Raw genomic sequence first — 22,430 nt, forward strand, 5'->3', positions numbered from 1 at the left:
CATGGCGGTGAACGAGACGGCACGCGGCCAGATCGTGACCTTCTACTCGTACAAGGGCGGCACCGGCCGCACGATGGCGCTTGCCAACGTGGCCTGGATCCTGGCCAGCCAGGGTCTGCAGGTGCTTGTCGTCGACTGGGACCTGGAGTCTCCGGGTCTGCACCGCTACCTCCACCCGTTCCTGCGCGACAAGGAACTGCGCGCCACCCCCGGCGTCATCGAGATGATCTGGGATTACTCGATCGCCACGATGCAGCGCAACCGCGACGAGGACTCCCAGGAACTCCTCACCGGCCATGCCAAGATCCAACGACGGGCGGTCTCGCTGAACTGGGACTTCAGCCACGGCGGCGTGATCGACTTCGTGGCCGCCGGTCAGCAGGACTCGGCGTACTCCCGGCTGGTGAGCACCTTCGACTGGGCCAACTTCTACGAGCGGCAGGGCGGCGCGTCGTTCATCGACGCGGTTCGGGCACAGATGCGCGCCGAGTACGACGTGGTGCTGATCGACAGCCGCACCGGCCTCAGCGACGTCGCCGGCATCTGCACCGTGCAACTGCCCGACCTGGTCGTCAACTGCTTCACCATGTCCACCCAGAGCATTCGCGGTGCGGCGGCGGTGGCCCGCTCGATCCGCAGCCAGCGCCCGGACGACCCGCCGCTGCTGCTGCCCGTGCCGATGCGCGTGGAGGACGCCGAACTGCGCAAGCTGGAGACCGGCCGCGACCTGGTCCGCGCCGAGTTCGCCCCGTTCCTCGATCACCTCTCCGACGCGGCGGCCGCCCGCTACTGGAACACCATCGAGGTGCCGTACCGCACGTTCTACGCCTACGAGGAGATCCTCGCCGCGTTCGGCGACCGGCCCGAGCAGGTCGGCACCCTGCTGGCCGCGTACGAGCAGCTCGCCTCGGTGATCACCAACGGGCGGATCACCCAGCTGCACCCGATGCGCGAGCCGGACCGACGCCGCTCGCTCACCGAGTTCGAACGCAGCCGGCTCACCGCCGAGCAGGCAGTGCTGCTCAGCTACGCCTCGGCCGACCGGCTCTGGGCCGAGTGGATCACCGACCAGTTGGAGGACGCCGGGCTGCGGGTGGATCGCCGTGCGCTGGACGTGCCGCTGCACTCCGGCGGGCGGGCCGAGTTCGACAGGGCCGCCAGCGGCGCCAGCCGGGTGCTGGCCGTGCTCACCCGGCACTACGCGGGCACCTCCCTCGCCGGTGAGGTGTGGAAGACCGCCACCGGCCGCGACCAGCTCGGCGGTGGGGGAGTGCTCGTGCCGCTGCGGGTCGACGAGTCGCGGCTCACCGTCCCGTACAGCGATCACAGCCCGGTGGACCTCACGGACGTCGACCCGTCCACCGCGCGGACCCGGCTGCTGGAGGCGGCCGGAGCGCCCACTGTCACCGTCGGCGGCCGTGCGGTCGGCCGCTTCCCCGGCCCGTTTCCGGCGATTTCCAACGTCCGCCAACACGGCACCCCGTTCGTCGGCCGCGCCGCACAGCTCGAGGCGTTGCGTGACCGGCTCACCACCTCGCCGGACTCGGCCACCCAGGTCATACACGGCCTCGGCGGTGTCGGCAAGACCCAGCTCGCCGCCGAGTACGCGCTGCGCTTCGCCCGCGACTACGACCTGGTCTGGTGGATCCCGGCGGACAGCGAGGACCGCATCCGCGGCGGCCTCGGCGACCTCGGCCAGGCGATGGGTCTGGGCACGGGCGGCGGCGCCGAGGCGGCCCGCCGGGTGCTCGACACGCTGCGCCGCGCCGGCTCCGACCGACGCTGGCTGATCATCCTGGACAACGCCGACAAGCCCACCCACGCCACCCGGGCGCTGCTGCCGCAGGGTCCCGGCCACGTCCTGCTCACGACCCGAGACCAGAGCTGGAGCGAGTACGCCACCGCGACCGAGCTGACAGTCTTCGACCGCGCCGAGAGCGTCCAACTGCTGCGTGACCGGGTCCGCGGGCTCACCGAGGACGAGGCCGCCCAGGTGGCCGAGAAACTCGGCGACCTGCCGCTCGCGGTCGAGCAGGGCGCGGCGTACCTGCGGGCCAGCGCCATGCAGGTGGAGAAGTACCTCAGCTCGCTGGACACTCCCGGCCTGCTGCGCATCCTCGACGGCCGGCAGTCCGCCGGCTACTCCAAGGCGCTCGCCGCCACCTGGCTGTTCACCCTCGGCCAGTTGCGCGAGGAGAAGCCGGCGGCGGCCCGCCTACTGGAGCTGTGCTCGTTCTACGCACCGGAGCCGATCCCAGTCGCCATGCTCACCGGTGACCGCTTCGCCAGTTTCATGGCCCCGATCGACCCGACGCTCACCGACCCGATCCTGCAGGGCCTCGTCACCGCCGAGCTGGGCCGCTACGGCCTGGCCCAGGTCGACGCGGAGAACAACTCCGTGCGGATCCACCGGCTGGTCCAGCTCGTCATCCAGGACCAACTGGCCGACCCCGAGGAGGCCCGCCGGGAGGCCCAACTGCTGCTCGCCGCCGCCAGCCCCCGCGACCCCGACAAGCCAATCAACTGGCCCCGGTACGCGGAGCTGTGGCCGCACGTCCGTCCCAGCGGTCTGCACCTGTCCACCCTGGACGAGGCGCGGCAACTGGTCGTGGACATCGTGCGCTACCTCTACCGTCGGGGCGACTACGACACCAGCCGCGCCCTGGCCGAAGAGTCCCTGGCCGGGTGGCGCGACACCGACGCGGACGACCCCACCCAGCTGCGGATGCGCTTCCACCTGGCGAACGTGCTCCGCGCGCAGAGCCACTTCGACCGGGCGTTCGAGATCGACCGGGACGTCTACGACCGGCAGCGGCGCATCTTCGGCGAGGAGCACCTCTACACCCTGATGACGGCGCGCAGCCTCGGCGCGGACCTGCGCGCCCAGGGCCTCTACCACGAGGCCGAGGCGCAGGACCGGCGCACCCTGGAGCTGAGCGTGCGCAGCTTCGGCGACGACAGCGGCCGTACGCTGACCGCCGAGAACAACCTCGCCGTCTCGCTGCGCCTGGTCGGTGACTTCCGTGGCGCCGCCGCCCTCGACCAGCACATCCAGGAGCGGCGGCGGGACCGCTTCGGGGAGGAGGACCCGTCCACTCTCGCCTCGGCCAGCAACTACGGGCGGGGCCTGCGCGACACCGGCGAGCTGTGGCGCTCGCACAGCGTCCTGCAACGCACCTACACCATCCAGCAGAAGGTGATCGGCGCGGATCATCCGGAGACCCTGCGGACGGCGAAGGAGTTGGCGCTCACCCTGCGTCAGCTCGGGCGCTTCGCCGACGCGCACCGGCTGATCGAACGGACCGTGGTCCGTTACCAGCGCACCCTCGGCAGCGAGCACGCCGACACGCTCTCCGCCGAGATGGCCCTGGCCACCACCTGGTCGGCGGTGGGCGACAACCAGACCGCCCTGCGGGTGGCACGTCGCCTGCGCGACGCCTACAACGAGGTGCTCGGCGAGTCGCACGCCATCACCCTCGCCTGCCTGAACAACCTCGGTGTGCTGCTGCGCAAGCAGGGCGACCACACCCAGGCCCGGGAGCTGTCCCAGCGCGTCCGCGACCAGTTGCTGGCCAGCCTCGGCGAGCGACACCCGCACACCCTGCTGGCCACCCTCAACCTGGCCAACGACCTGTTCGCCCTCGGCGACCGGGACAACGCGTTGCTGCTGGACACCACCGCGTACGTGGAGCTGACCCGGGCGCTGGGCGCCGAGCACCCGGACACGCTCTCCGCGTCGGTAAACCTGGCGTTGAGCCGGCAGGCGACCGAGAGCGAGGCGGACGCCGGTCGGGCCCTCTACGACGAGGCGTTCGGTCAGTTGGTGCAGCTCTTCGGCGGGGACAACCCTCGGGTGATGCAGGCCCGCCAGCGGGAACGCTCCAACGCCTACATCGAACCGGCGCTGCTCTGACCCATCCCGCGACTGCCTCCTGCGGCGGATGCCCAGATCCCGAGGTTCACACCCAGGGCAAGCAGCACACCGGCCCTGCTCCGCCTCGCACGAGGCCGGGCCGACGTCCTGTTCGCCATGCTCCGCGACGGAACCTTCTACGAACCGCGAACGTCACCTGACCGGCGGCTCCGCCATCACAACGACACGGTCCGCCTCAACATCGAAGCCGAGTACCGGATGGCTCCCGTCGCCGCCCTCGGAATCCATCAGCACGGCTTTGCCCAGGCACCTTCCGATCGCCGTCAGGAAACCGCAGAACACATTGAGCCGCTCCTGCCCCTGGAGCTCTCGCAGATCGACATCGAAGTCGATCTCGTTCGCCGCATAGAACCGGAAGATCGCCTGGACATCCGCCGACGGCCAGACCCGCAGTTCCGGGCACTCGGCGTCGGCCGGGCGGGACAACACGGCCGCCGCAGTGGGCAGCGGCAGCACCGCCGCGCCCTCGCAGTACTGGAACGTCCAACGTCGAGCGACGACGAGATCGAGGACCGACTGCCAGTCCTCCGGTGAGGCGCCAAGCACGTAGACGTCCGGCAGCGACCCCATCAGCCCGGGATCGAAGCACCACCTGACGCCATCCCACAGCAGATCCGGCACTACGCCATCCTGCCCTCACCACAGCCCCGACGCCGACCCGATTGCTTGACGAAACCCATAGCGGCCCCGCGTGGCCGCGGGTGTTGGGCCGGTGGAAGGAGGCAACCGACCCTTGGCCGTGAAACCCGGTCGGGTCGGCGTTACTGTCCGCGGCCGACCGGTGGGGTGGGTTGTGCCAGCCAGGCCGCGAGCGCGAGCGGGTCGGCGTCGGGCAGCGTCTGGCTCAGCGCCCGGACCAGCTCGGGTCGGCGGGTCAGCGCCTCGGCCGCGGCCGGCTGCCCGGTGTGGTGGGCGCTCAGAGCCAATCCCACCCATGCGTCGACGTCCCCGCAGTCGGCCGCGACACGTCGCCGGTACCCGGCCAACGCGTCCTCCCGGTTGCCCGCCGCGTACGCCTGGTCGCTCGGGCTCGACCCGGGCAGCCCGCCCGAGCCCAGGAGCCGATGGCGGACGGCGGCCTCGGGGCCGGTGCCGACAGTGAGGGCCGGGCGGGGAGCGGCCGCCGCGACGGTCGGCGCCGATCCGTCGGGCGTCGGTGGCACGCCCTGTCGCCAGGCACGCGCCAGGCGGTCCACCTGGGCCGGGTCGGGCACCAGGTTGGCCAGGCCCCAGCGCACCGCGCCGCCATCGGCCACGTCTCGCACCGCCGCCTCGACCGGGCCGCCGACGGGGTCGCGCCAGCCGCGCAGGCTGCCCGCCATGCCGGCCACGAAGGACCGGCCAGCGTCGGTCAGCTCGCTCGCGTCGGCGAGCTGCCGGACCGCGCGGGTGGTCTGCTCCCGCCAGTACGCGTACTCGAAGGCGGCCGCGACCCCCTCGTGCCGTCGGCAGCGCCACACCTCTGCCACTCCCAGATGTGCGTAGGCGCCCTGGAGCAGGGCCCCGACCGGGCGGGGGTCGAGCCGCCACGGCGCGCGGTAGCGGGACGGCCCGCCCGCCCGGTACAGCGGCACCAGGTCCAGCAGGGCACCGAGTTTGGTGTGTTGCAGCTCGTGCACCAGCAACAGCGCGAGGGTCTGCGCGTCGGCCGGCACGGAGAGCGCGATGGCGCCCAGCGCGTCAGTGCTGGTGGCGCTCACCGGGTTCCCGGAGGGCGGCGGACGCAGCGGCACGAGTGTCCGCAGCAGCCCGGCCAGCGCGTCGGCGTGCGCCGGAAGGTGGGCCCGCAGCCACTGCCAGGCCTCGGCGGTGAGCCGGTGCAGCCGGGCGGCCGACACGTCGTCCAGTCGGGGCGCGGACGGCCGGTGGTAGCAGCCGCGCCACGGGTCCTGGTCGTCGATGAGCACCTCGACCGCGTCGAACGGCCTCATCCGGCGCACCGGCAGCCAGCTCATCCCGCCGACGCCCGCGTCGAGCAGCCGGCCACCGCCCGCCTCGATCCGTACTCCGTCATCGTGGGCGGCGTCGATCCGCAGCGTGCCCCCCTCGCCGCGCATCCGCACCGAGCCGTCGGCGGGCAGGCCCGTCGCCGTGCCGACGGTGGGCAGCGGTAGCACCCCGTCGGCCGGGCGCGGCAGCGTCAGCGTGAACGTCAGACCGGCGCGGCTCGCCGCCGTCGCCGCGAGCGCGGCGAGGTAGGCGGGGCCGGCGGAACCATCGAGCGCGGCGCGGGCCCATCCGGTGACGGGGGGATGGGCCAGTACCGCGGCCACCGTCGCCGGGTCGGCGTGCTCGGCCCGGGTGAGCAGCTCGAGACTCCGCCCGACAAGTGGCTCGTCGTGGCAGGCGCGGGCCGCGGCGACGGTGAGCAGTCGACGGCGACCGAGCTGGCCACCGCGCAGCACGGCGATCGTGGCGGCGTCCCCCTGGCCGCTGGCCAGCCCGGCGAGCTGTGCCGCCGACAGCGGGGCCGTCACGGCCGCGCCGCCGGCGTCGGCACGCTCGCCGCGGCGACGCGACGGCGCAGCGCGTCCAGGTCGGCGGTCACCACCGTCCGTACGTGCCCGATCAGGCGCAGCAGGTCGACGCAGTAGACCGACGGGTGGACGAAGCCGGCGCCGTCGCGGAAGCGGTGCGCGTACAGGCCGCCGCCGCAGACGTCGACGACCGGGCAGGCACGGCAGGCCGGCGCGAGCGCCGCGATCCCGGTGGGACGCCCGGCCAGTGACGGGTGCCGCAGCGCGTCGTCGATGCTGTGCCGGAAGACGTCGAAGCCGGTCCGCATCGCCGACGCGGTGGTCGTCTTGAGCGTGTCGGTGCCCTCGATGGTGCCGTCGGTCTCGATCGTCATGACGTCCGGCTCGGCGGCGCCCAGCGCCTGGGTGCTGCTGCGCCCGCCCAGCAGCAGCGCGATCACCGACTCGAACAGCCGGATGCCGGTGCGCCGGGGCTTCTCGGCGTACCAGCGGTCGAAGACGGCGATCAGCCAGTCCGCGTACGGGGTGGCGGGGTCGTCGGGGTGGCGCCCCGGTGGGGGAGCGGACCAGTTGCCGTGCGGCAGCAGCAGATCCAGGCCGGGCGGGTCGAACTCCCGCAGGCCCTCGTAGACGGCGATCGGGTCGTTGGCCAGGTCGACAGTGCACAGCAGACCGGCGTAGCGGGCCCGGTGTTCGGGCCGGGCCAGCAGGCGCAGCGCGGCGGCCACCTCGTCGAAGCTGCCCCGCCCGTCGGCGTGGCGGCGGTGGCGGTCGTTGGCGGCGCGGTCGCCGTCCACGCTCACCCCGACGTCGATGCCGTGCGTGTGGCACAGGTCGAGCGCCGCCTCGTCGAGCAGCAGCCCGTTGGTCTGCATCGCCACGTCGAGCATGACGCCGGAGGGCATCGCGGCGCGCAGCGTGCGGACCGCCCGGTCGAGCACGGTGAGGCCGGCGAGCAGCGGCTCACCACCGTGCAGCACGACCCGGACCCGGTCGGTGCCGTGCCGGGCCACGTGCGCGGCGAGCCGGTCGGCGACCCGGCGCACGGTACCGGGGGCCATGACCCGTGGCCGGGTTCGCCAGTCCTGGTCGGCGTGTTGGTAGACGTAGCAGTAGTCGCAGGCCAGGTTGCATCGCGAGTGGACCTTCAGCACCACCTGGCGGATGCGGGGCGCGGCCACGACAGGGCGGTGTCGGGTGGCCGACGGCGGGGCGTCGGCCGGCACGGTCAGAAGCTCGACTCGAACGCCGACACGTCGCCGGGCCGCCCCGGCTCACCCTCGGCTGCCAGCGTGCCCAACACGTGGGCCAGCACGCCGTCACCGGCGCCGGCCAGCAGGTCCGCCAGGGGTACGTCGCCGAGCTGCACCAGAGCGGTGCCGACAGTGCGGGGGATGGGCGGCTGGTCGTGGTCAGCCACCGTGGACCGTCCTTCGGTCGAAGACCGGCACCTGCGTCACCGCTGCGCTCACTCCGCCTTTCTACACCATCGCACCCGGCCCCGGACGGCGCGACACCGCAGCCCGTACGCGCTGGCCACCGTGCCGTTACCTGGCGTACGACAGGCCCCGCTGCCCGACGGCCCTGGGCGCGCGTCCGTCAGCGGGGTAGGCCGGGAAGCGCGGTCAGGGCGGCTGTCATCTGATCCAAGCCCAGCGAACCCAGCTCCAGCGCCTGACGATGGAACGCGCGTCGGTCGCCGGGGAACGACGAGCGGCCTGCCAGCCACACGCGCTCACCCACCTTGTAGGCCAGCGCCTGCCCCGGCCGGCCCAGGTAACGCCCGAGCTCGGCGGTCGCGTAGGGGCCCTGGTGACAACGGTCCCGCAGCAGCTCCAGCGCGGCATCCGGCGTCCACACCGCTCCGTCACCGGAGGGCACCGGCAGTCGCAGGTGCAGGCCGATGTCGAGCACAACCCGGGCCGCCCGCAGGAGCTGCATGTACAGATGGCCCAGTCGAGCACCCGGCTGTTCATAGAACCCGAGCTCGTCCATGAACCGCTCGGCGTACAGTGCCCAGCCCTCCTGGCTGCCGGAGAGGCCGCCGAGCAGGTTCAGCCGCTGCCCGAGGCCTCCCCGGCAGGCCTCGGAGCCGAGATGGAGGTGGTGGCCGGGAACGCCCTCGTGGTAGGCGGTGCTGTAGGCGTACCAGGTGGGGAAGGACGCCGCGTCCTCCGGCAGGGACCACCAGACCCGGCCCGGCCGCGTCAGGTCCCGCGACGGCCCGATGTAGGCAATCCCGGACGATGTGGTCAACCGCGATTCGATGCGCCGCAGTGGGGCGGGGATGTCGAAGTACACGCCGTCCAGCCGCTCGGTGGTGGCCTCCAACAGCTCCTGCAGCCACGCGCCGAACGCCTCCCTGCTGTGCAGCGTTCCGGGTGCGTCGGGGCCGGCGAGCCAGGCAAGTACCTGTGGCACGCTCCCGCCCAGGGCTTTCGCCTCCGCGATCAGCTCTGCCTCTGTCGCTCGGAACTCGTCCCAGCCCCAGTCGTACAGCTCACGCACATCAGGTTGAGCCGCGAGGAAGGTGCGCACCCACAGTGTGTACCGCTGCTGACCGAAGGCTTCCTCCTCGACAACCCGCGGTGCCAGGTCCGCGGTCAGCATCTCGGCAAATTTCTGGTACGCCTCTCGCGCGCCCGTCGCTGCGGCCCGCAACGACGCCCGCTGACGCCCCTCGCCGTAGCGATCCACCAGGGCGACATCCTCGTCGACCCAGTTGTCGCACCGCTGCGTGACGAGCTCCACCTGACGCCGCGTCGGCAGATTGCCGCGCTCTGCGGCGAGTAAGAGGCTGCGGGCGTACCCGTCCAGGGCCGCCGGGATCGCGGCCAGGCGCACGCCGACACGAGCCCAGCCCTCCTCGAAGACCGCGCCCTCCGCGTCGAGGCCGGGAATCGCGGCCTCGACGGCCTGGCGGACGAGCTGGAGCGGACCGGTGGCCGCCGCGTGCAGTTCGCGCAGGTCCTCCCCGGCGTCGTGGAAGGCGAGACGCGTGTGCAGCCGTTCGGCGAGGTGGGCGTGCAGCGGGGTCACGGTCGGCAGTGCGTCACCCAGGAGATCGAGCTCGCGCAGGGCACGGGCCGCGAGGTCGGCGCGGGCCTGGTGGCCCTCCGGGCTGTAGTCGGTAAGCCCGTCGACATCCTGCTCGCCAGCCTCGACGACAGCTGTGCAGGGGTCGAGGCGGGCCATCTCGTACAGGAGCCGATCCGCGAATTCCTCGATCATGCGGGCAATGCTAGGGGTATTGCCGCCTCGGGGTGGGGGCCGTCGAGGCGTACCGGACGGCCGTCGCACTGACGGACAACGCGGCCGAACGGGCGTTCCTCACCGCACGCGCGACGGCCCTGAGCGCGCGTTTGTCACAGGGGTAGGCCGGGAAACCCGAGCGGCCGGCCGAAGCAGGGGATGGGAGGGGCCATGGCGTACCGTCCGACGACCGTCGAGACCGCGCCCGACCTCGGCACGCTCACCCTCGGCGTCGAGGAGGAGTTCCTGCTCCTCGACCCGAACAGCGGGCGGAACCTGCCGGTGGCCGACGAGGTGCTGGCCGCGCTGCGCGGTCCGGCCCGCGACCAGAGCCGTCAGGAGTTCCGGCACAGCATGGTGGAGATGGTCACCCCGGTCTGCGCCGATCTCACCGAGCTGCGCACCCACCTGGTCGCGCTGCGTCGATCAGCCGTCGAGGCCGCCGCCGCGGCCGGGGCCCGGCTCGTGGCGGTCGGCGCCACCCCGGTGACCGAGCCGCGCCGGACGGTGCCCGACCGGCCGCGCTATCACGCCATGTCACGCCGGTACGGGCCGGTGGCACACGACCCGGCGGTCTGCGGTTGTCACGTGCACGTCGGGTTGCCGGACCGGGAGCTGGCCGTGCAGGTCTGCAACCAGCTGCGGGTGTGGCTGCCGGTGGTGCAGGCGATCACCACCAACTCGCCGCTGCACGACGGGCACGACACCGGCCACGCCAGCTGGCGGTCGATGCAGTTGGAACGCTGGCCCAGCATCGGCCCCACGCCGTACTTCGACTCCGTCGCCGACTACGACCGCACGGTCGACGAGCTGATCGCCGCCGGCATCATGCTGGACGCGGCGATGGTCTACTGGTACGCCCGGCCGTCGTCGGCGTACCCGACGGTCGAGGTTCGTGTCGGTGACGTCTGCCCGACCGTGGACGACGCCGTGCTGGTCGCCGCCCTGGTCCGCAGCCTGGTCGCGACACTTGCCGACGACGTACGCGCCGGGGTGCCCGCCCCGTCCGTGCGCGACTGCCTCGTCGCCGCGGCGCACTGGCGGGCGGCCCACGACGGCCTGGACGGCGAGCTGATCGACCTGCGGGCCGGCGGTACCCGACCGGCGTGGGACCTGGTCGACGAGCTGATGGCGACGATAGCCCCGGCGTTGCTGCGCCACGGGGATCTCGGTTACGTGCTGGCCCAACTGGCCCGGCTGCGCCGTGACGGCACCGGCGCGACCCGACAACGACGGGTGCTGGAGGGCACCGGCGACCTGCTCGCGGTCCTCGACGACCTCGCCGTCCAGACCGCCGCCGCCTGACGGGCGACCCGTGTCTCGCGGGCACGGCGCTGCGGTTCACCGGATGTCGTGGGTCTGCAACCACAGTTCCAGCAGGCCGAGCTGCCACAGCTTGTTGCTGCCGGCCGCGGCCTCGGCCCGGTCCGGCTCGGCGAGCAGATGGGCGACGTACTCGGGGCGGAACAGGCCCCGCTCGCGCGCGACCGGTGCCTGCAACGCCTCGGCGACCAGCTCGCGCACCGGCCCGTCCACGTTGCGCAGCGCCGGCACCGGGAAGTAGCCCTTCGGCCGGTCGATCACCTCGGCCGGCAGCACCTCCCGGGCGACCTCCTTTAGCACACCCTTGCCGCCCTGCGCCACCTTGTGCTCAGGTGGGCAGTGCGCGGCGAGGGTGACCAGGTCCTGGTCGAGGAAGGGCGTGCGCACCTCCAGCCCCCACGCCATGCTCATGCTGTCCACCCGCTTGACCGGGTCGTCGGGGAGCATGAGGTGGGTGTCCAGGCGCAGCACGGCGTCCAGCGCGGTCTGCGCGCCGGGCGCGGCGAGGTGCTCGGTGAGCAGGTCCCGGCTGGCGTCGTGCTCCAGCGTGTACGCCGGGCCGACGATGGCGCGCAGCTCGTCGTGGTCACGGTCGAAGAACGCGGCGGCGAACGTCTCGGCGGCGCCGTGGCGGGGCGCCTCGGTCAGCGGCTGGTGGTAGCCGTAGCCGGCGAACACCTCGTCGGCGCCCTGCCCGGACTGCGCCACCTTCACGTGCCGCGCCACCTGCTCCGACAGCAGGTGGAAGGCGACCACGTCATGGCTGCCCATCGGCTCGGTCATGGCCAGCACCGCCCGTCGTACGGCGGGCGCCAGGTCGTCGTCGGCGAGCCGGATCCGGTGGTGGTCGGTGCCGTACGCGCGGGCCACCAGGTCGGAGTAGTGGAACTCGTCGCCGGACTCGTCGCCCCGGCTGTCGAAGCCGATGCTGAACGTGCGCAGGTGCTCCTGACCTGCCTCGGCGAGCAGCGCCACGATGAGGCTGGAGTCCAGACCGCCGGAGAGCAGCACCCCGACCGGGACGTCGGCGACCAGCCGTCGGCGTACGGCCGTGCGCAGCGCGTCGCCGACCGCGGCCCGCCAGTCCGCGGCGTCCATGCCGGTGTCGGACGGCTCCCGCACGTAGTCGGGCCGCCAGTACACCCGCTCCCGGCTGCGTCCGTCGGCCTCGATCACCCGTACCGTGGCGGGGGGCAGCTTGCGGACGCCGCGCAGCACGGTCCTGGGCGCCGGCACGATGGAGTGCCAGGACAGGTAGTGGTGCAGCGCCACCGGATCGATGCCGGTGTCCACGTCGCCGGCGCGCAGCAGCGCGGGTAGCGTGGAGGCGAACCGGAGCCGCCCGGGGGTCTCGGCGAGATAGAGCGGTTTGATGCCGAGCCGGTCGCGGGCCAGGACGAGCCGCCGCCGGGTCCGGTCGACAAGCCCGATCGCGAACATGCCGACCAGGTGGTCGACGAACCGTTCACCCCAGTGGGCGTACGCCACCAGGATCACCTCGGTGTCGCTTGTGGATCGGAACGCGTACCCGGCGTTCTGCAGCTCCTCGCGCAGCTCCGGATAGTTGTAGATACACCCGTTGAACACCAGGGCCAGGCCCAGGTCGTCGCGCACCATCGGCTGGCCGCCGGCATCGGACAGGTCGATGATGGTCAGCCTGCGGTGCCCGAGGATCACCCAGTCGTCGGCGCACAGGCCCTCGTCGTCCGGGCCGCGTGAGCGCATCGCCTCGCTCATCCGGGTGACGGCAGCCGCGTCGGGCCGCTGGCCGTCGAAGCGCGCCTCCCCGCTGATCCCGCACATCAGCCGGGACGGTGGGACGGGTGGGACAGCAGCGGCACGAGCGTCCTCCTGTCACCTCTCCCCGGCTGGTGGTGGCGGGGCCCGGCGAACGAACGGGGCCGCTGGCTACCCGTGCGCGGCGGGGGCAAACCCGCTGGTCTCAGGCGCGCAGGGTGCGCAGGATGCGGGCCAGCTCGGCGCGGTCGCTGTCGTCGAGGTGGCCGAAGAAGCGGTCCGCCTCGGCGCGGCGGGCGGCCCGGATGGCGGCGCTGATCCGGGTGCCCTCGGCGGTGAGCGCGACAAGGGTCGCCCGCCTGTCGGCCGGGTCGGGTCGGCGCTCCACGAGCCCTCGGGTCTGCAGGTCGTCGATTACCTCGGTGGCCGAGCGGGGCGCGATGTGCAGGTGCTCGGCGAGCGTGCCGGGGCGTACCTCCCCGTGGCGGCCGAGCACCCCGAGCGCCCGGGACTGGCTGGGGGTGACGTCCCACGGCGCCAGTGATTCCCGGGTCTGTCGGCGCAGACGGGACGCGACAGCCCAGAACGTCTCGGCCAGGCTCTCGTCGCCGTTGTCGGTGGTGTCCTCGGTCACCGGAATACGGTAGCAGCCGATGCCGTTGTTCCCTCATGTTGAGGTAACCTCAACATATCCCGACCGAAAGGCAGTGCCCCTTGGAACCCACCCCCATGCGCCGCGACCGCGGCCACCGCACCGTCAGCCCCGAAGAGAAGACGCAGGCCCGCCAGGTGTCCCTGCGCCGCATCGGCAGTCTGTTCACCCCGCACCGACCCGCGCTTGTCATCGTCACCGCGATCATCGTGCTCTCCTCGATCGTGGCGATGGCCAGCCCGTTCCTGCTGCGTACCGTCATCGACCGGGCCCTCCCGCAGGGCGACGTGACCCTGCTGGTCTGGCTGGTCCTCGGCATGGTGGCCGTGGCCGCCGTGACCGCCGCGCTCGGCGTCGTCCAGACCTGGATCAGCACCCAGGTCGGGCAGCGGGTCATGCACCGGCTGCGCACCGACGTGTTCAGCCATCTCCAACGGCAGTCGCTCGGCTTCTTCACCCGCACCCGCACCGGCGAGGTGCAGTCCCGCATCACCAACGACATCGGCGGCATGCAGTCGGTGGTCACCTCCACCGCCACCGCCGTCGCGGCCAACCTCACCACAGTCGTCGCCACCGCCGTCGCCATGGTCGCGCTCTCCTGGCAGCTCTCCCTGGTCTCGGTCGTGGTGCTGCCACCGGCCATCTGGCTGACCCGCCGGGTCGCCCGGATGCGCCGCGAGATCACCGACCAGCGCCAACGCGAGCTCGCCGACCTCAACGTCACAGTCGAGGAGGGGCTGTCGATCAGCGGCGTGCAGCTCGCCAAGACCCTCGGCACCGGCCCCGCCCTGATCGAGCGGTTCACCGCCTCCTCGGCCCGCCTCGTCGACCTGGAGCTGCGCAGCGAGCTGGCCGGCCGCTGGCGGATGGCCTCGATGAGCATCATCTTCGCCGCCGTACCGGCAGTCATCTACCTCGCCGCCGGCCTCCCCGGCACCGCAGGCACGCTGAGCATCGGCACCCTTGTCGCCTTCACCGCCCTGCAGGGCGGCCTGTTCCGGCCCCTGATGGGCCTGCTCAACGTGGGCGTGTCACTGACCGCCTCGCTGGCCCTGTTCGCCCGCATCTTCGAGTACCTCGACCTGCCCATCGACGTGGCCGACCCCGCCGATCCGGTTCGCCTCGACCCCGCCCGGGTTCGCGGACACCTGCGCCTGTCCGACGTCACCTTCGGCTACCCCGGCAGCGACACGGCAGCCCTCGCCGGCATCACCCTCGACGTGCCCGCCGGCAGCAGCCTCGCCCTCGTCGGCGAGACCGGCTCCGGCAAGAGCACCCTCGCCGGCCTGGTCAGCCGCCTGCACGACCCGACCGCCGGAAAGATCACCATCGACGGCGTCGACCTGCGCGACCTGCGCCTGGCCGACCTGGCCGCGATCGTCGGCGTGGTCAGCCAGGAGACGTACCTGCTGCACACCACCGTCCGGGAGAACCTGCGCTACGCCCGGCCGGACGCCACCGACGCCGAGATCGAGGCAGCCGCCCGCGCCGCCCAGATCCACGACCTCATCGCCGGCCTCCCCGACGGCTACGACACGATGGTCGGATCCCGGGGGCACCGGTTCTCCGGAGGCGAGAAGCAACGGCTCGCCATCGCCCGTACGCTGCTGCGCGACCCGCGCATCCTGGTCCTCGACGAGGCCACCAGCGCGCTGGACACGGAGACCGAACGCGCCGTGCAGAGGGCATTCGACGTGCTCGCGCAGGGGCGTACCACGATCACCATCGCCCACCGCCTGTCCACAGTCCGCGACGCCGACCAGATCGCGGTGCTCGACCACGGCCGCATCGTCGAGTCCGGCGACCACGCCAGCCTGCTCGACCGCAACGGCCGCTACGCCACCCTGGCCGCCTGACCCGCGCGCCGCGCCCCGCGCCCCGCGCCCCGCGCCCCGCGCGCCGCGCCCCGCGCGCCGCGCCCCGCGCGCCGCGCCCCGCGCGCCGCGCGCCGCTCCATGATCATTGCCGCCTGGGCGACTCGACACGCCGGGCACGGAGCTGCTGAGCTGCCAACGATCGGCGTGGGCTAGCACAAGGTGGGCGAGTGCGGGGGTTTTCCACACCGGGATCGCCGTCCACAGAGGTCGAGGTGGATCGTTGCGGACGCGGGGACGGAGCTGCACGGTTCGGGGTGTGAACGAGGTGCTGCGGAAACTGGTTGAGCTGTCGGGAGGGTTCGTGACCCGCGCGGCGGCCACGCAGGTGGTGCCGGAATGGGTGCTGGAGCGGGCCTGCGGCAGTGGCGATCTGGTGCGGGTGCTGCCTCAGGTGTACGTGGCTGCGCGCTTGCTGGACAGCCAGCGGGGCGCGCCGGACCTGAGGCAGCTCGACCCCGCGGTTGCCCACCGCGCGGCTCTCGCCTGGGCGCGTGGAACCGCCGCACTCAGCCACCTCAGCGCGCTCGCCTTGTGGGGCCTGCGTCCGCAGAATGCTGGCGAGCCGGTGCATCTCAGCGCACCGATGAACGTCGGCCCACGTACGCGACCGGGAGTGGTCGTGCATCGGCGCAGCTGTTTCCTGATCGAAGCGCCGCACGTGGTCGTGCGGAGAGGGCTGCACGTCACCCGGCTCGAGCAGTCCATCGTCGACTCGTGGCCGATGTTGCCATCCGCCGAGCGACGGGCGCCCGTGATCCGGGCGGTCAACGACTGGCTGACCACGCCTGAACGACTGACCGAGGCACTGGGCACCGCGCCGAAGTTGATTGGCCGGGCAGAGTTCCGAACACTGCTGGCGAGGCTCGCCGGCGGCTGTCGCAGCCCGTTGGAAATCTGGGGGCACGAGCATGTCTTCACCGGCCCGGGCATGCCGGCATTCCGCCGGCAGGTGCCGATGCGCCTCGGGCCGCGCACCGTGTACCTCGACCTGTTCGCCGAGCCGGAACGGGTCAACATCGAACTCGACGGGGCCACCACGCACGGCGACCCACGTCAGCGGGAGATCGACCTGCGCCGGGATGCGCTGCTGGCGACCGTCGGGGTCCTGGTGGTCCGCTTCGCCCACCGCCGCCTTGTTCACGAGGCCGACGACGTACGTCGGGAAACGCTCGCCATCCTGGCGAGTCGTATGGCGGCCTGACAGTCGAACTGAGCGACTCGGTCGGCATCTTCTGGGGCCGAGCGCGCGGGCGGAGGAATGACGTGCTGCGGGGTGGTCGAGCGTGCCCGATGCTGGCAGCCTCGGCGGCGTGAGCACGCTTCTGACGCAACTGCCGGCGCTCCTCGGCGTGCTGGTGGGCACCCTGGGGACGATCCTCGCCACCTCACTGGCCGACCGCGCGCGGTGGCGGCGCAACCAGAGCGTCCGCTGGGATGAGCGACGCCTCGACGCGTACGTCGAGTTTGCGCACGCCCTCAAGGAGAGCCACGCGGTGGCGCTGCGGATGACGGCGGACCTGCGCCCGGGGTCGTACAGCCACCCGATCGACCGGGACGAGGGCCTGGCCCGGTTGGCCGAGTCGGACGCGCGGCGCACCCTCGTCTGGGAGAACCTGCTGCTGCTCGGCGACGAGCCGACGGTGGTGGCCGGTGCGAACTGGCGCGACACGATCTGGCAGGTCGAACGAGTCGCCCGGGGGATCGTCGACGTGCAACCGGACATCGTCGAGATGGTGAGCCGGGTGAACGAGGCCCGCGACATCTACTACCGGGCGGCACGGCACAGCCTCGGCGTCCGAGGTGGGTCGGTGGAGCAGTCCGCCGCACTGCGGCAGGCACTCCTCAGCCGGCCCAGCGCGACGCCCACCGGCGGGACAACCGGCGATGACGGCTGACGAATCGTGGAAGCGGATCTCCCCACACTTACTCACCTGGCCGGAGGTCGCCCCCGATCAAGCTGACTGGTCGCTGTGGTCGAACCGATTGGCGGGCGGTCGAGTGGCGGCACCCCGTGCGTGGCCGATTACCCGACTGTGCCCGCAGTCCCAACGGCGTACCGTCCCGGGTCAAGCATGGGAGGAGTCGGATGAGTTTCCTGCAGCAGGCAGAACAGTCAGCGGACACCGAGCGGATGTTCGATGTCGACACGAAGGCGATGGGCTACCTGCCCAACTACACGAGGTTGTTCGCCCACAACCCGGCGGTGTATCAGGCATGGCAGCAGCTCAACGGTGCGGTAAAGGCCGGGATGGAGCTACGCCGCTATGAGTTGGCGACCCTCGCCGCGGCCCGGGCCCTGAAATCGTCCTACTGCGGCCTGGCACATGGAAAGGTCCTACGCGACAAGTTCTTCGACGCGCCCACCGTCGCCGCCATCGCGTCGGACCACGGCAAGGCCGGTCTCTCCGCGCAGGAGGTCGCCGTAGTCAACTTCGCCGGAAAGATCGCGGCCGATGCGAACTCCGTCACCGAAGCCGACGTCGCGAGCCTGCGCGGCCACGGTCTCGATGACGCGGACATTTTCCGCGTGATCCTCGCCGTTGGCGCCAGATGCTTTTTCAGCACCGTCCTCAGCGCTGCCGGGGCGGAGCCCGATCCGCAGTACAACGAGAGCTTGGACGTTGATCTGCGGCAGGCGCTGAGCTTCGGCGGTTAGATCCAAGGAGAACGTACCGACCAGGCTGTCCCAAGGCCAGCGGGCGTGTGGCAGCCGATCGAAGAGCTGCCCGTGCGGGACATCTTCGCCGTCGGTAAGCCGTGGGACGGTATCGCCCAGGTGCTTGTCGGCATCGGGACTGCAGATCGTTTCGGCCACGGCCATCAGAAATCTGACACCATCAATAGGTGCAGGCGGCCCGCGCACCCGTCTGCCAGCCGAGCAATCTCGCTGAAGTGGCGGAATGCCGGATTTTCAGCGACAGGATCTGATTGGCAGCGCTCGGCCAGGTGCTTAGGGTAGTTGGTGCTTCACTCCAAGCGACGGCGAGCCGATCGGCGGACTGCGGATGGCTGTGAACACGCACCCTGCGAACTGCGCCAACGCCCAGAACCCGGGCTGCACGTGCTCTCGCTGCGGCGGCTCCCTGCATGGCTGGGAGGGGTGGGCGAAGCTCGCCGTCGCGCCCCCGGCCGTGCGTGACGACCGGCGAACCGCGCTCAAGAGGGACATCGACAAGGATCGCAGTAGGGCACTGAAATTCAACGCCAAGAATCGGCAGAAGTCCATCGATCTCGCCCGTCTGGACCTTGCCAATCACCTGTGGGTAGCGGACCCGCGCCCCAAGAGTGACGCGCCGCTGCCGCGTCACTTCGACGTCGGCGACCGGGCGGCGGCATGCGACAACGGCCGGATGAACATCCTGGCCGATTCGATCATGGCTGATCCGTGGTATGAGATCTCGGAAGGTATCGACGACCTCGTCCAGAACAAGCAGACCGCCCGGGAGGTCAAGAAAGGGCTGGCAAGTCACGGCTGGTGCAACCTGCTGGTCGCGCTTATCCAATTGATCCAGAGGGTTGACAAGACCATCGGCATCCTCACCGACGCGGCCAAGCGGACCGTGAAGGATGCGTTGTCGAATCACCTCACATCCCGCATCCCACAGCAGGTCAAGGACGCCGTCGCCGGCATCGTCGTCGACAAGGTGTGGTCGGCCCTGGCGCGACTGTTCGAAGCTCACTTTCCCCTCCTGGGCGCGGACACCGTGCGTGTCCTGCGGATGTTGGCCGTGTTCGCCTGTCCGTCAGTCGAACGGCACCAGGACGTCTACCAGCACGCCGTCGTGCCGCTCATGGGTGACGCCCGAGGGCTCGTCACGGAGGAGGTCAAGGCGCAGGTAATCACTCTGTTTACGGCGTGGTGGCAGCGAAAGGGCCCCGCAACCGCCCGGTGACACCCGATGTTGAGGCATCCGTGAGTGGGTCGAGAAGCACCTGGGTGGTTCAGGTCAGCGAGCGCCTCGGCCGCCCTGCCCTCCTCGGGCGGGCGCGGCGGGCACGGGGCTGGGACGGAGGCCGGCGAGTTGGACGAAGATTTCTCGTTTGGCCGTCGCGTCGCCTCGGCGGTTGAGGACGTAGCCGGTCAACCAGACCCAGCCCTGGTACGTCGGCTGGTCCGACACGGAGGCGACGCGGAAGGTCATCGCGCGGTCCCCGGCGAACTGCACTGAGGCGTGACCGTCGATGACGAGCAGGTCGCTGGGGGAGGGACGCCTGGTCACCGGTGCCCGGAGTTGTCCTGCGGTGGCCGGCACTCCTGCGCGTGCATGATCTGCCAGTCGCGCAGCGCTCGCCTGATCCGGTCGTTCTCCCGGCTGAGCAGCCGTACCGTCTCGTTGAGCATCGTCAGCTCGTCGGCCACCCGGGCCTGGAACTCGCGTACCTCATCGGGGTCGACGCCGCGCTGATGCGCGGCGAACTCGTGGGTCCGCACCTCGTGCGGCGTCAACCGGGCCGGGTAGCCGTACACCTGAGCCACGACGGTCCTTTCTGAGGGCAGGCGGGAGCGCGGAAGGTCCTTGTGGTGGGTCGGGAAGGGCGGGCCGTCCGCGCGGGGGCCGCCGGCGACCCGCCCGCTCCGCCGCCGTAGCCCGATTCGGCGGTACGACAGCAGAGCAGTCCGGTGGGGCCGGGACGGGCACACGCACCCGCCCCGACCAGGGGATGAGCCGAACTCGTTGCCACGCGAGGAGCAGCTCGCGACCAACATATCTAGACATGCTAGGTAAGTTCGCTACGACGTCAGTCACGGAACCGTGCAGATGGCCTACGCCCGGCTGGAGGCGCTGCGGGTTATTCGGCGGCAGCAGGGCAAGGGCGTCTTCGTGACCGACCCGAAGACCTGGATGCGCGAGCCGTAGGTAGTGGCCTGACGACTCTTCCGAGGCGCGATTCAACGCACTCGTTCGTCCAGAGCGACGAGCCGACCAACGTCTCGCCCGGCTGCTTCGGTCTGGCGGCGGCAGGTGTCGGAGCTGCTATCGCTGGCCCTGGCCTACAGCCCCGGCGGACCTGTTCCCATGCCATCCAGATTGACCAGCGTCATGAATTCGACGACCATCGCCGAAGCGTGGTTCGGTGATGGCGCGCGCCACCTGCGCTGGACGATGGCTGTAGCACGCGCCGACCATCCAAGGACGACACGGGGGAAGCGTGGTCACGGAACTGGCAGCGGTCACCTCGGTGGCGATCTCGCTCGTCGCGCTCGGAGTGTCCCTCATCGTGCAGCGAGAGCAGCGGCGCTATCAGGATTTTGAACTCGCCCGATCCTTGCATCATGACGTGAGCACCGGCGAGGTAGCCCAAGCGCGGCACCTGCTCGGCACGCTGGTGCGCAGCAGTGAACCGATTGACGGGACGGCGAAGCGCGAGGCGTTGCAGGCATATTTCACCTTGCTCTGGTGCTTCGAGCGCATTTACGTCGGACACCAGACCATGGGTCCGGGGCGCCCGCAGCGCTTCCTCGCCGAGGCGGTGAGGTGGCACGTCCTGGAGTGGGATCGTGAGATTGGCGCCGCCAAGCGCAAGCTGGAGGATCAGCCTGGCGAGATCGACGATGTCCACTCCCGGGAAGGGCTCAGAAAGCTGGGGGAGTCGCTCCGGTAGTCGCAGCGCGCGGAAGGACGGGCACGATCATGGCTGCAGACGGTTTCGAGGTGGACTCCCAAGCGCTGCGAGCCCACGCCAACGCTGTCGACGACACCGCCGACGCGGCCGACGCATGCCGGCGTGCGGCGTCCTCGATCGCGCTGGGCCGTGATGCGTACGGTCGGATGTGTCAGCTGATCCCGGGCCTGCTCCACCCCATTCAAGAGGCCACCATCGACGGCTTCGGCGAGACGGTGCGGGCGTTGCAGGAGGCGGCCGACGGGCTGCGTACGGTCTCCGACCGGTACGAGCGGGGTGACGAACACGCGGCCAACCGGTTCGATGGTGTCACAAGGTGAGCCAGCCATCTCCATTGATCGCTGCCCGCCAGGACAGCACGACCGCGTTCAGTGGTGTCTTCATCGCGGAGGACATCGACGCCCTGATGGCGGGGTACACCTCCGGGGGCTGGATCGATGTCGCGATCGGCGGCGTCGCGACGTCGATGGATGCCCTGGCCTTCGTCACGGATCCGCTCGGACAACTGGCCGCGTGGGGAGTGGGCTGGCTGATCGAGCACGTCAAGCCGTTGTCCGACGCGCTGGACGAGTTGGCTGGTGACCCCGACCAGATCTCCGCGTACGTTCAGACCTGGCGCAACGTCGCCGTGGCCACGGCCGAGGCGGGCACCACCTTCGACGGACTGGTCGACAGCCAGGTATCAGGCTGGAGCGGTGCTGCCGCCGACGCGTACCGCCGGAACAGCGATCGGCACGTTGCCGCGATGATTGCCCTCGCCAAGGCCGCGGATGCCATGGCGGAGGTCACCACCGGCGCCGGGCTGCTCGTCGCTGTGGTCCGCAGTCTGGTCCGTGACCTCATCGCGGAGTTCGTGTCGGTGCTGGCGGTGCGCCTCTGGGAGTGGCTGGCCGAAGCCGGCCTGACACTGGGCGTGGCGACCCCGTGGGTCATCACGCAGGTGACCGCTCTCGCAGGCAAGTGGGCAGCCCGAATCACGCGCCTGCTGCACGGACTCATCGAGAGCCTGCGTCGGCTGGCACCCATCCTGCGCCGCCTCGAACAGCTCATGGTGGATCTGAAGGCTCTCGTCCGTGGCGCCACGCCCGGGGGAGCGTCGCCGGCGAGTGCGCTCGATCGCGGCACCCATCTGTTCCACGCCGACGCCGATCCGCTTCGCAAGTGGGGTCCGGCCCGACAGACCCACCCCGAGGAGTGGGAGGCGGCGATCCAGGAGGCGCGGAACCTGGGCGTCGACATCACCTTCCGCTCGGATGCCCTTGCCTACGGTCCGGCCCCAGGGCCCGGCAGCCCTGGCCAACTCGTTCTCGATCCCGAGGCGTCGTACGGCGCGCTGCTGCATGAGATGCAGCACCTGCGCGACGACCAGGCTGCCGGCTGGGCGGGCATGAGAGGCTGGTTCGAAGACCCGGTCGTGCGGTACGAGAATGAGGTTCGGGCGTACCAGCGAGAGATTGACTACGCCACATCGATCGGTGACCACGAGTCCGTCGAGCGCCTGAACCAGGCGATCCGCGAAGAGTGTTCGAGAATTTTCGGAGTTGAACCATGAC

19 protein-coding genes and 1 pseudogene are annotated in these 22,430 nt (G+C 71.2%); 11 read left to right on the plus strand and 9 right to left on the minus strand.

The features are described 5' to 3' along the window. Position 1 precedes the first annotated feature (1 nt). Entirely contained in the window at positions 2-3,913 is a 3,912-nt protein-coding gene (gene fxsT / locus ACLQ26_RS19130; RefSeq protein WP_425745694.1) for an FxSxx-COOH system tetratricopeptide repeat protein, read from the plus strand. A gap of 153 nt (positions 3,914-4,066) precedes the next feature. Here the strand turns inward: fxsT and ACLQ26_RS19135 are convergent, their stop codons facing one another. The 5 genes from ACLQ26_RS19135 to ACLQ26_RS19155 form a co-directional block, all read right to left on the minus strand. After that, positions 4,067-4,555, minus strand: a complete 489-nt coding sequence (locus ACLQ26_RS19135; RefSeq protein ID WP_425745695.1) for a hypothetical protein — start codon at positions 4,553-4,555, stop codon at positions 4,067-4,069. A gap of 140 nt (positions 4,556-4,695) precedes the next feature. After that, complete coding sequence (locus ACLQ26_RS19140; RefSeq protein WP_425745696.1) at positions 4,696-6,411, minus strand: aKG-HExxH-type peptide beta-hydroxylase; 1,716 nt, start codon at positions 6,409-6,411, stop codon at positions 4,696-4,698. Continuing rightward, positions 6,408-7,637: an FxsB family cyclophane-forming radical SAM/SPASM peptide maturase gene (locus tag ACLQ26_RS19145; RefSeq protein WP_425745697.1), complete on the minus strand. Its 1,230-nt coding sequence runs from the start codon at positions 7,635-7,637 to the stop codon at positions 6,408-6,410. Before ACLQ26_RS19145 ends, ACLQ26_RS19140 begins: the two co-directional genes overlap by 4 nt. A gap of 2 nt (positions 7,638-7,639) precedes the next feature. Beyond that, positions 7,640-7,831, minus strand: a complete 192-nt coding sequence (gene fxsA / locus ACLQ26_RS19150; protein WP_344360073.1) for an FxSxx-COOH cyclophane-containing RiPP peptide — start codon at positions 7,829-7,831, stop codon at positions 7,640-7,642. 179 nt (positions 7,832-8,010) lie between these two features. After that, positions 8,011-9,642 carry a DUF885 domain-containing protein gene (locus ACLQ26_RS19155; RefSeq protein WP_425745698.1) on the minus strand — a complete coding sequence of 544 codons (1,632 nt, stop codon included), beginning with the start codon at positions 9,640-9,642 and terminating at the stop codon, positions 8,011-8,013. 192 nt (positions 9,643-9,834) lie between these two features. Here ACLQ26_RS19155 and ACLQ26_RS19160 point away from each other — a divergent pair, with 192 nt between their 5' ends. Further along, a complete protein-coding gene (locus tag ACLQ26_RS19160; protein WP_425745699.1) occupies positions 9,835-10,968 on the plus strand; it encodes a carboxylate-amine ligase in 1,134 nt (377 codons plus the stop codon). 36 nt (positions 10,969-11,004) lie between these two features. Here ACLQ26_RS19160 and ACLQ26_RS19165 read toward each other — a convergent pair whose 3' ends face one another. Then, a complete protein-coding gene (locus ACLQ26_RS19165) occupies positions 11,005-12,789 on the minus strand; it encodes an N-acetylglutaminylglutamine amidotransferase (RefSeq protein ID WP_425745700.1) in 1,785 nt (594 codons plus the stop codon). A gap of 139 nt (positions 12,790-12,928) precedes the next feature. Then, entirely contained in the window at positions 12,929-13,357 is a 429-nt protein-coding gene (locus ACLQ26_RS19170; protein ID WP_393291871.1) for a MarR family winged helix-turn-helix transcriptional regulator, read from the minus strand. A gap of 95 nt (positions 13,358-13,452) precedes the next feature. Here ACLQ26_RS19170 and ACLQ26_RS19175 point away from each other — a divergent pair, with 95 nt between their 5' ends. The 5 genes from ACLQ26_RS19175 to ACLQ26_RS19195 all read left to right on the plus strand — a co-directional run bounded on the left by ACLQ26_RS19175 (position 13,453) and on the right by ACLQ26_RS19195 (position 19,145). Further along, the gene (locus ACLQ26_RS19175; protein ID WP_425745827.1) at positions 13,453-15,231 is read left to right on the plus strand and encodes an ABC transporter ATP-binding protein; all 1,779 of its coding nucleotides are present in this window, start codon (positions 13,453-13,455) and stop codon (positions 15,229-15,231) included. A 277-nt stretch (positions 15,232-15,508) separates the two neighbouring features. Then, the gene (locus tag ACLQ26_RS19180; protein WP_425745701.1) at positions 15,509-16,453 is read left to right on the plus strand and encodes a DUF559 domain-containing protein; all 945 of its coding nucleotides are present in this window, start codon (positions 15,509-15,511) and stop codon (positions 16,451-16,453) included. 109 nt (positions 16,454-16,562) lie between these two features. After that, positions 16,563-17,147, plus strand: coding sequence for a hypothetical protein (locus ACLQ26_RS19185; RefSeq protein WP_425745702.1), 585 nt, complete (start codon positions 16,563-16,565; stop codon positions 17,145-17,147). Between the two features lie 191 nt (positions 17,148-17,338). Next, complete coding sequence (locus ACLQ26_RS19190) at positions 17,339-17,908, plus strand: peroxidase (RefSeq protein WP_425745703.1); 570 nt, start codon at positions 17,339-17,341, stop codon at positions 17,906-17,908. A 349-nt stretch (positions 17,909-18,257) separates the two neighbouring features. After that, positions 18,258-19,145 (plus strand): hypothetical protein, encoded by an 888-nt coding sequence (locus ACLQ26_RS19195; protein WP_425745704.1) that lies wholly within the window; start codon positions 18,258-18,260, stop codon positions 19,143-19,145. Positions 19,146-19,199: 54 nt separating this feature from the next. Here ACLQ26_RS19195 and ACLQ26_RS19200 read toward each other — a convergent pair whose 3' ends face one another. Together ACLQ26_RS19200 and ACLQ26_RS19205 are read right to left on the minus strand one after the other, a co-directional pair. Continuing rightward, the gene (locus ACLQ26_RS19200; RefSeq protein WP_425745705.1) at positions 19,200-19,472 is read right to left on the minus strand and encodes a hypothetical protein; all 273 of its coding nucleotides are present in this window, start codon (positions 19,470-19,472) and stop codon (positions 19,200-19,202) included. After that, complete coding sequence (locus tag ACLQ26_RS19205; protein WP_425745706.1) at positions 19,469-19,729, minus strand: DivIVA domain-containing protein; 261 nt, start codon at positions 19,727-19,729, stop codon at positions 19,469-19,471. The genes ACLQ26_RS19200 and ACLQ26_RS19205 overlap by 4 nt, the downstream gene beginning before the upstream one ends. A gap of 253 nt (positions 19,730-19,982) precedes the next feature. Between ACLQ26_RS19205 and ACLQ26_RS19210 the strand changes: the two are divergent. The 4 genes and pseudogenes from ACLQ26_RS19210 to ACLQ26_RS19225 form a co-directional block, all read left to right on the plus strand. Further along, a pseudogene (locus ACLQ26_RS19210) lies at positions 19,983-20,111 on the plus strand (GntR family transcriptional regulator); the annotation flags it as partial. 292 nt (positions 20,112-20,403) lie between these two features. Further along, positions 20,404-20,856 carry a hypothetical protein gene (locus ACLQ26_RS19215; RefSeq protein ID WP_425745707.1) on the plus strand — a complete coding sequence of 151 codons (453 nt, stop codon included), beginning with the start codon at positions 20,404-20,406 and terminating at the stop codon, positions 20,854-20,856. A gap of 29 nt (positions 20,857-20,885) precedes the next feature. Continuing rightward, entirely contained in the window at positions 20,886-21,197 is a 312-nt protein-coding gene (locus ACLQ26_RS19220) for a type VII secretion target (protein ID WP_425745708.1), read from the plus strand. Then, positions 21,194-22,429, plus strand: a complete 1,236-nt coding sequence (locus ACLQ26_RS19225) for a hypothetical protein (protein WP_425745709.1) — start codon at positions 21,194-21,196, stop codon at positions 22,427-22,429. The genes ACLQ26_RS19220 and ACLQ26_RS19225 overlap by 4 nt, the downstream gene beginning before the upstream one ends. The last annotated feature ends 1 nt before the right edge of the window (position 22,430 follow it).

The sequence above is a fragment of the Micromonospora sp. DT43 genome, assembly GCF_049841645.1.
In the GTDB taxonomy this organism is placed as follows: domain Bacteria; phylum Actinomycetota; class Actinomycetes; order Mycobacteriales; family Micromonosporaceae; genus Micromonospora.

Coding starts and splice junctions, on each gene's coding strand:
- fxsT (WP_425745694.1), top strand. CDS start 2: ATGGCGGTGAACGAGACGGCACGCGGCCAGATCGTGACCTTCTACTCG.
- ACLQ26_RS19155 (WP_425745698.1), bottom strand. CDS start 9,642: ATGATCGAGGAATTCGCGGATCGGCTCCTGTACGAGATGGCCCGCCTC.
- ACLQ26_RS19160 (WP_425745699.1), top strand. CDS start 9,835: ATGGCGTACCGTCCGACGACCGTCGAGACCGCGCCCGACCTCGGCACG.
- ACLQ26_RS19165 (WP_425745700.1), bottom strand. CDS start 12,789: ATGTGCGGGATCAGCGGGGAGGCGCGCTTCGACGGCCAGCGGCCCGAC.
- ACLQ26_RS19175 (WP_425745827.1), top strand. CDS start 13,453: ATGCGCCGCGACCGCGGCCACCGCACCGTCAGCCCCGAAGAGAAGACG.
- ACLQ26_RS19190 (WP_425745703.1), top strand. CDS start 17,339: ATGAGTTTCCTGCAGCAGGCAGAACAGTCAGCGGACACCGAGCGGATG.
- ACLQ26_RS19195 (WP_425745704.1), top strand. CDS start 18,258: ATGGCTGTGAACACGCACCCTGCGAACTGCGCCAACGCCCAGAACCCG.
- ACLQ26_RS19220 (WP_425745708.1), top strand. CDS start 20,886: ATGGCTGCAGACGGTTTCGAGGTGGACTCCCAAGCGCTGCGAGCCCAC.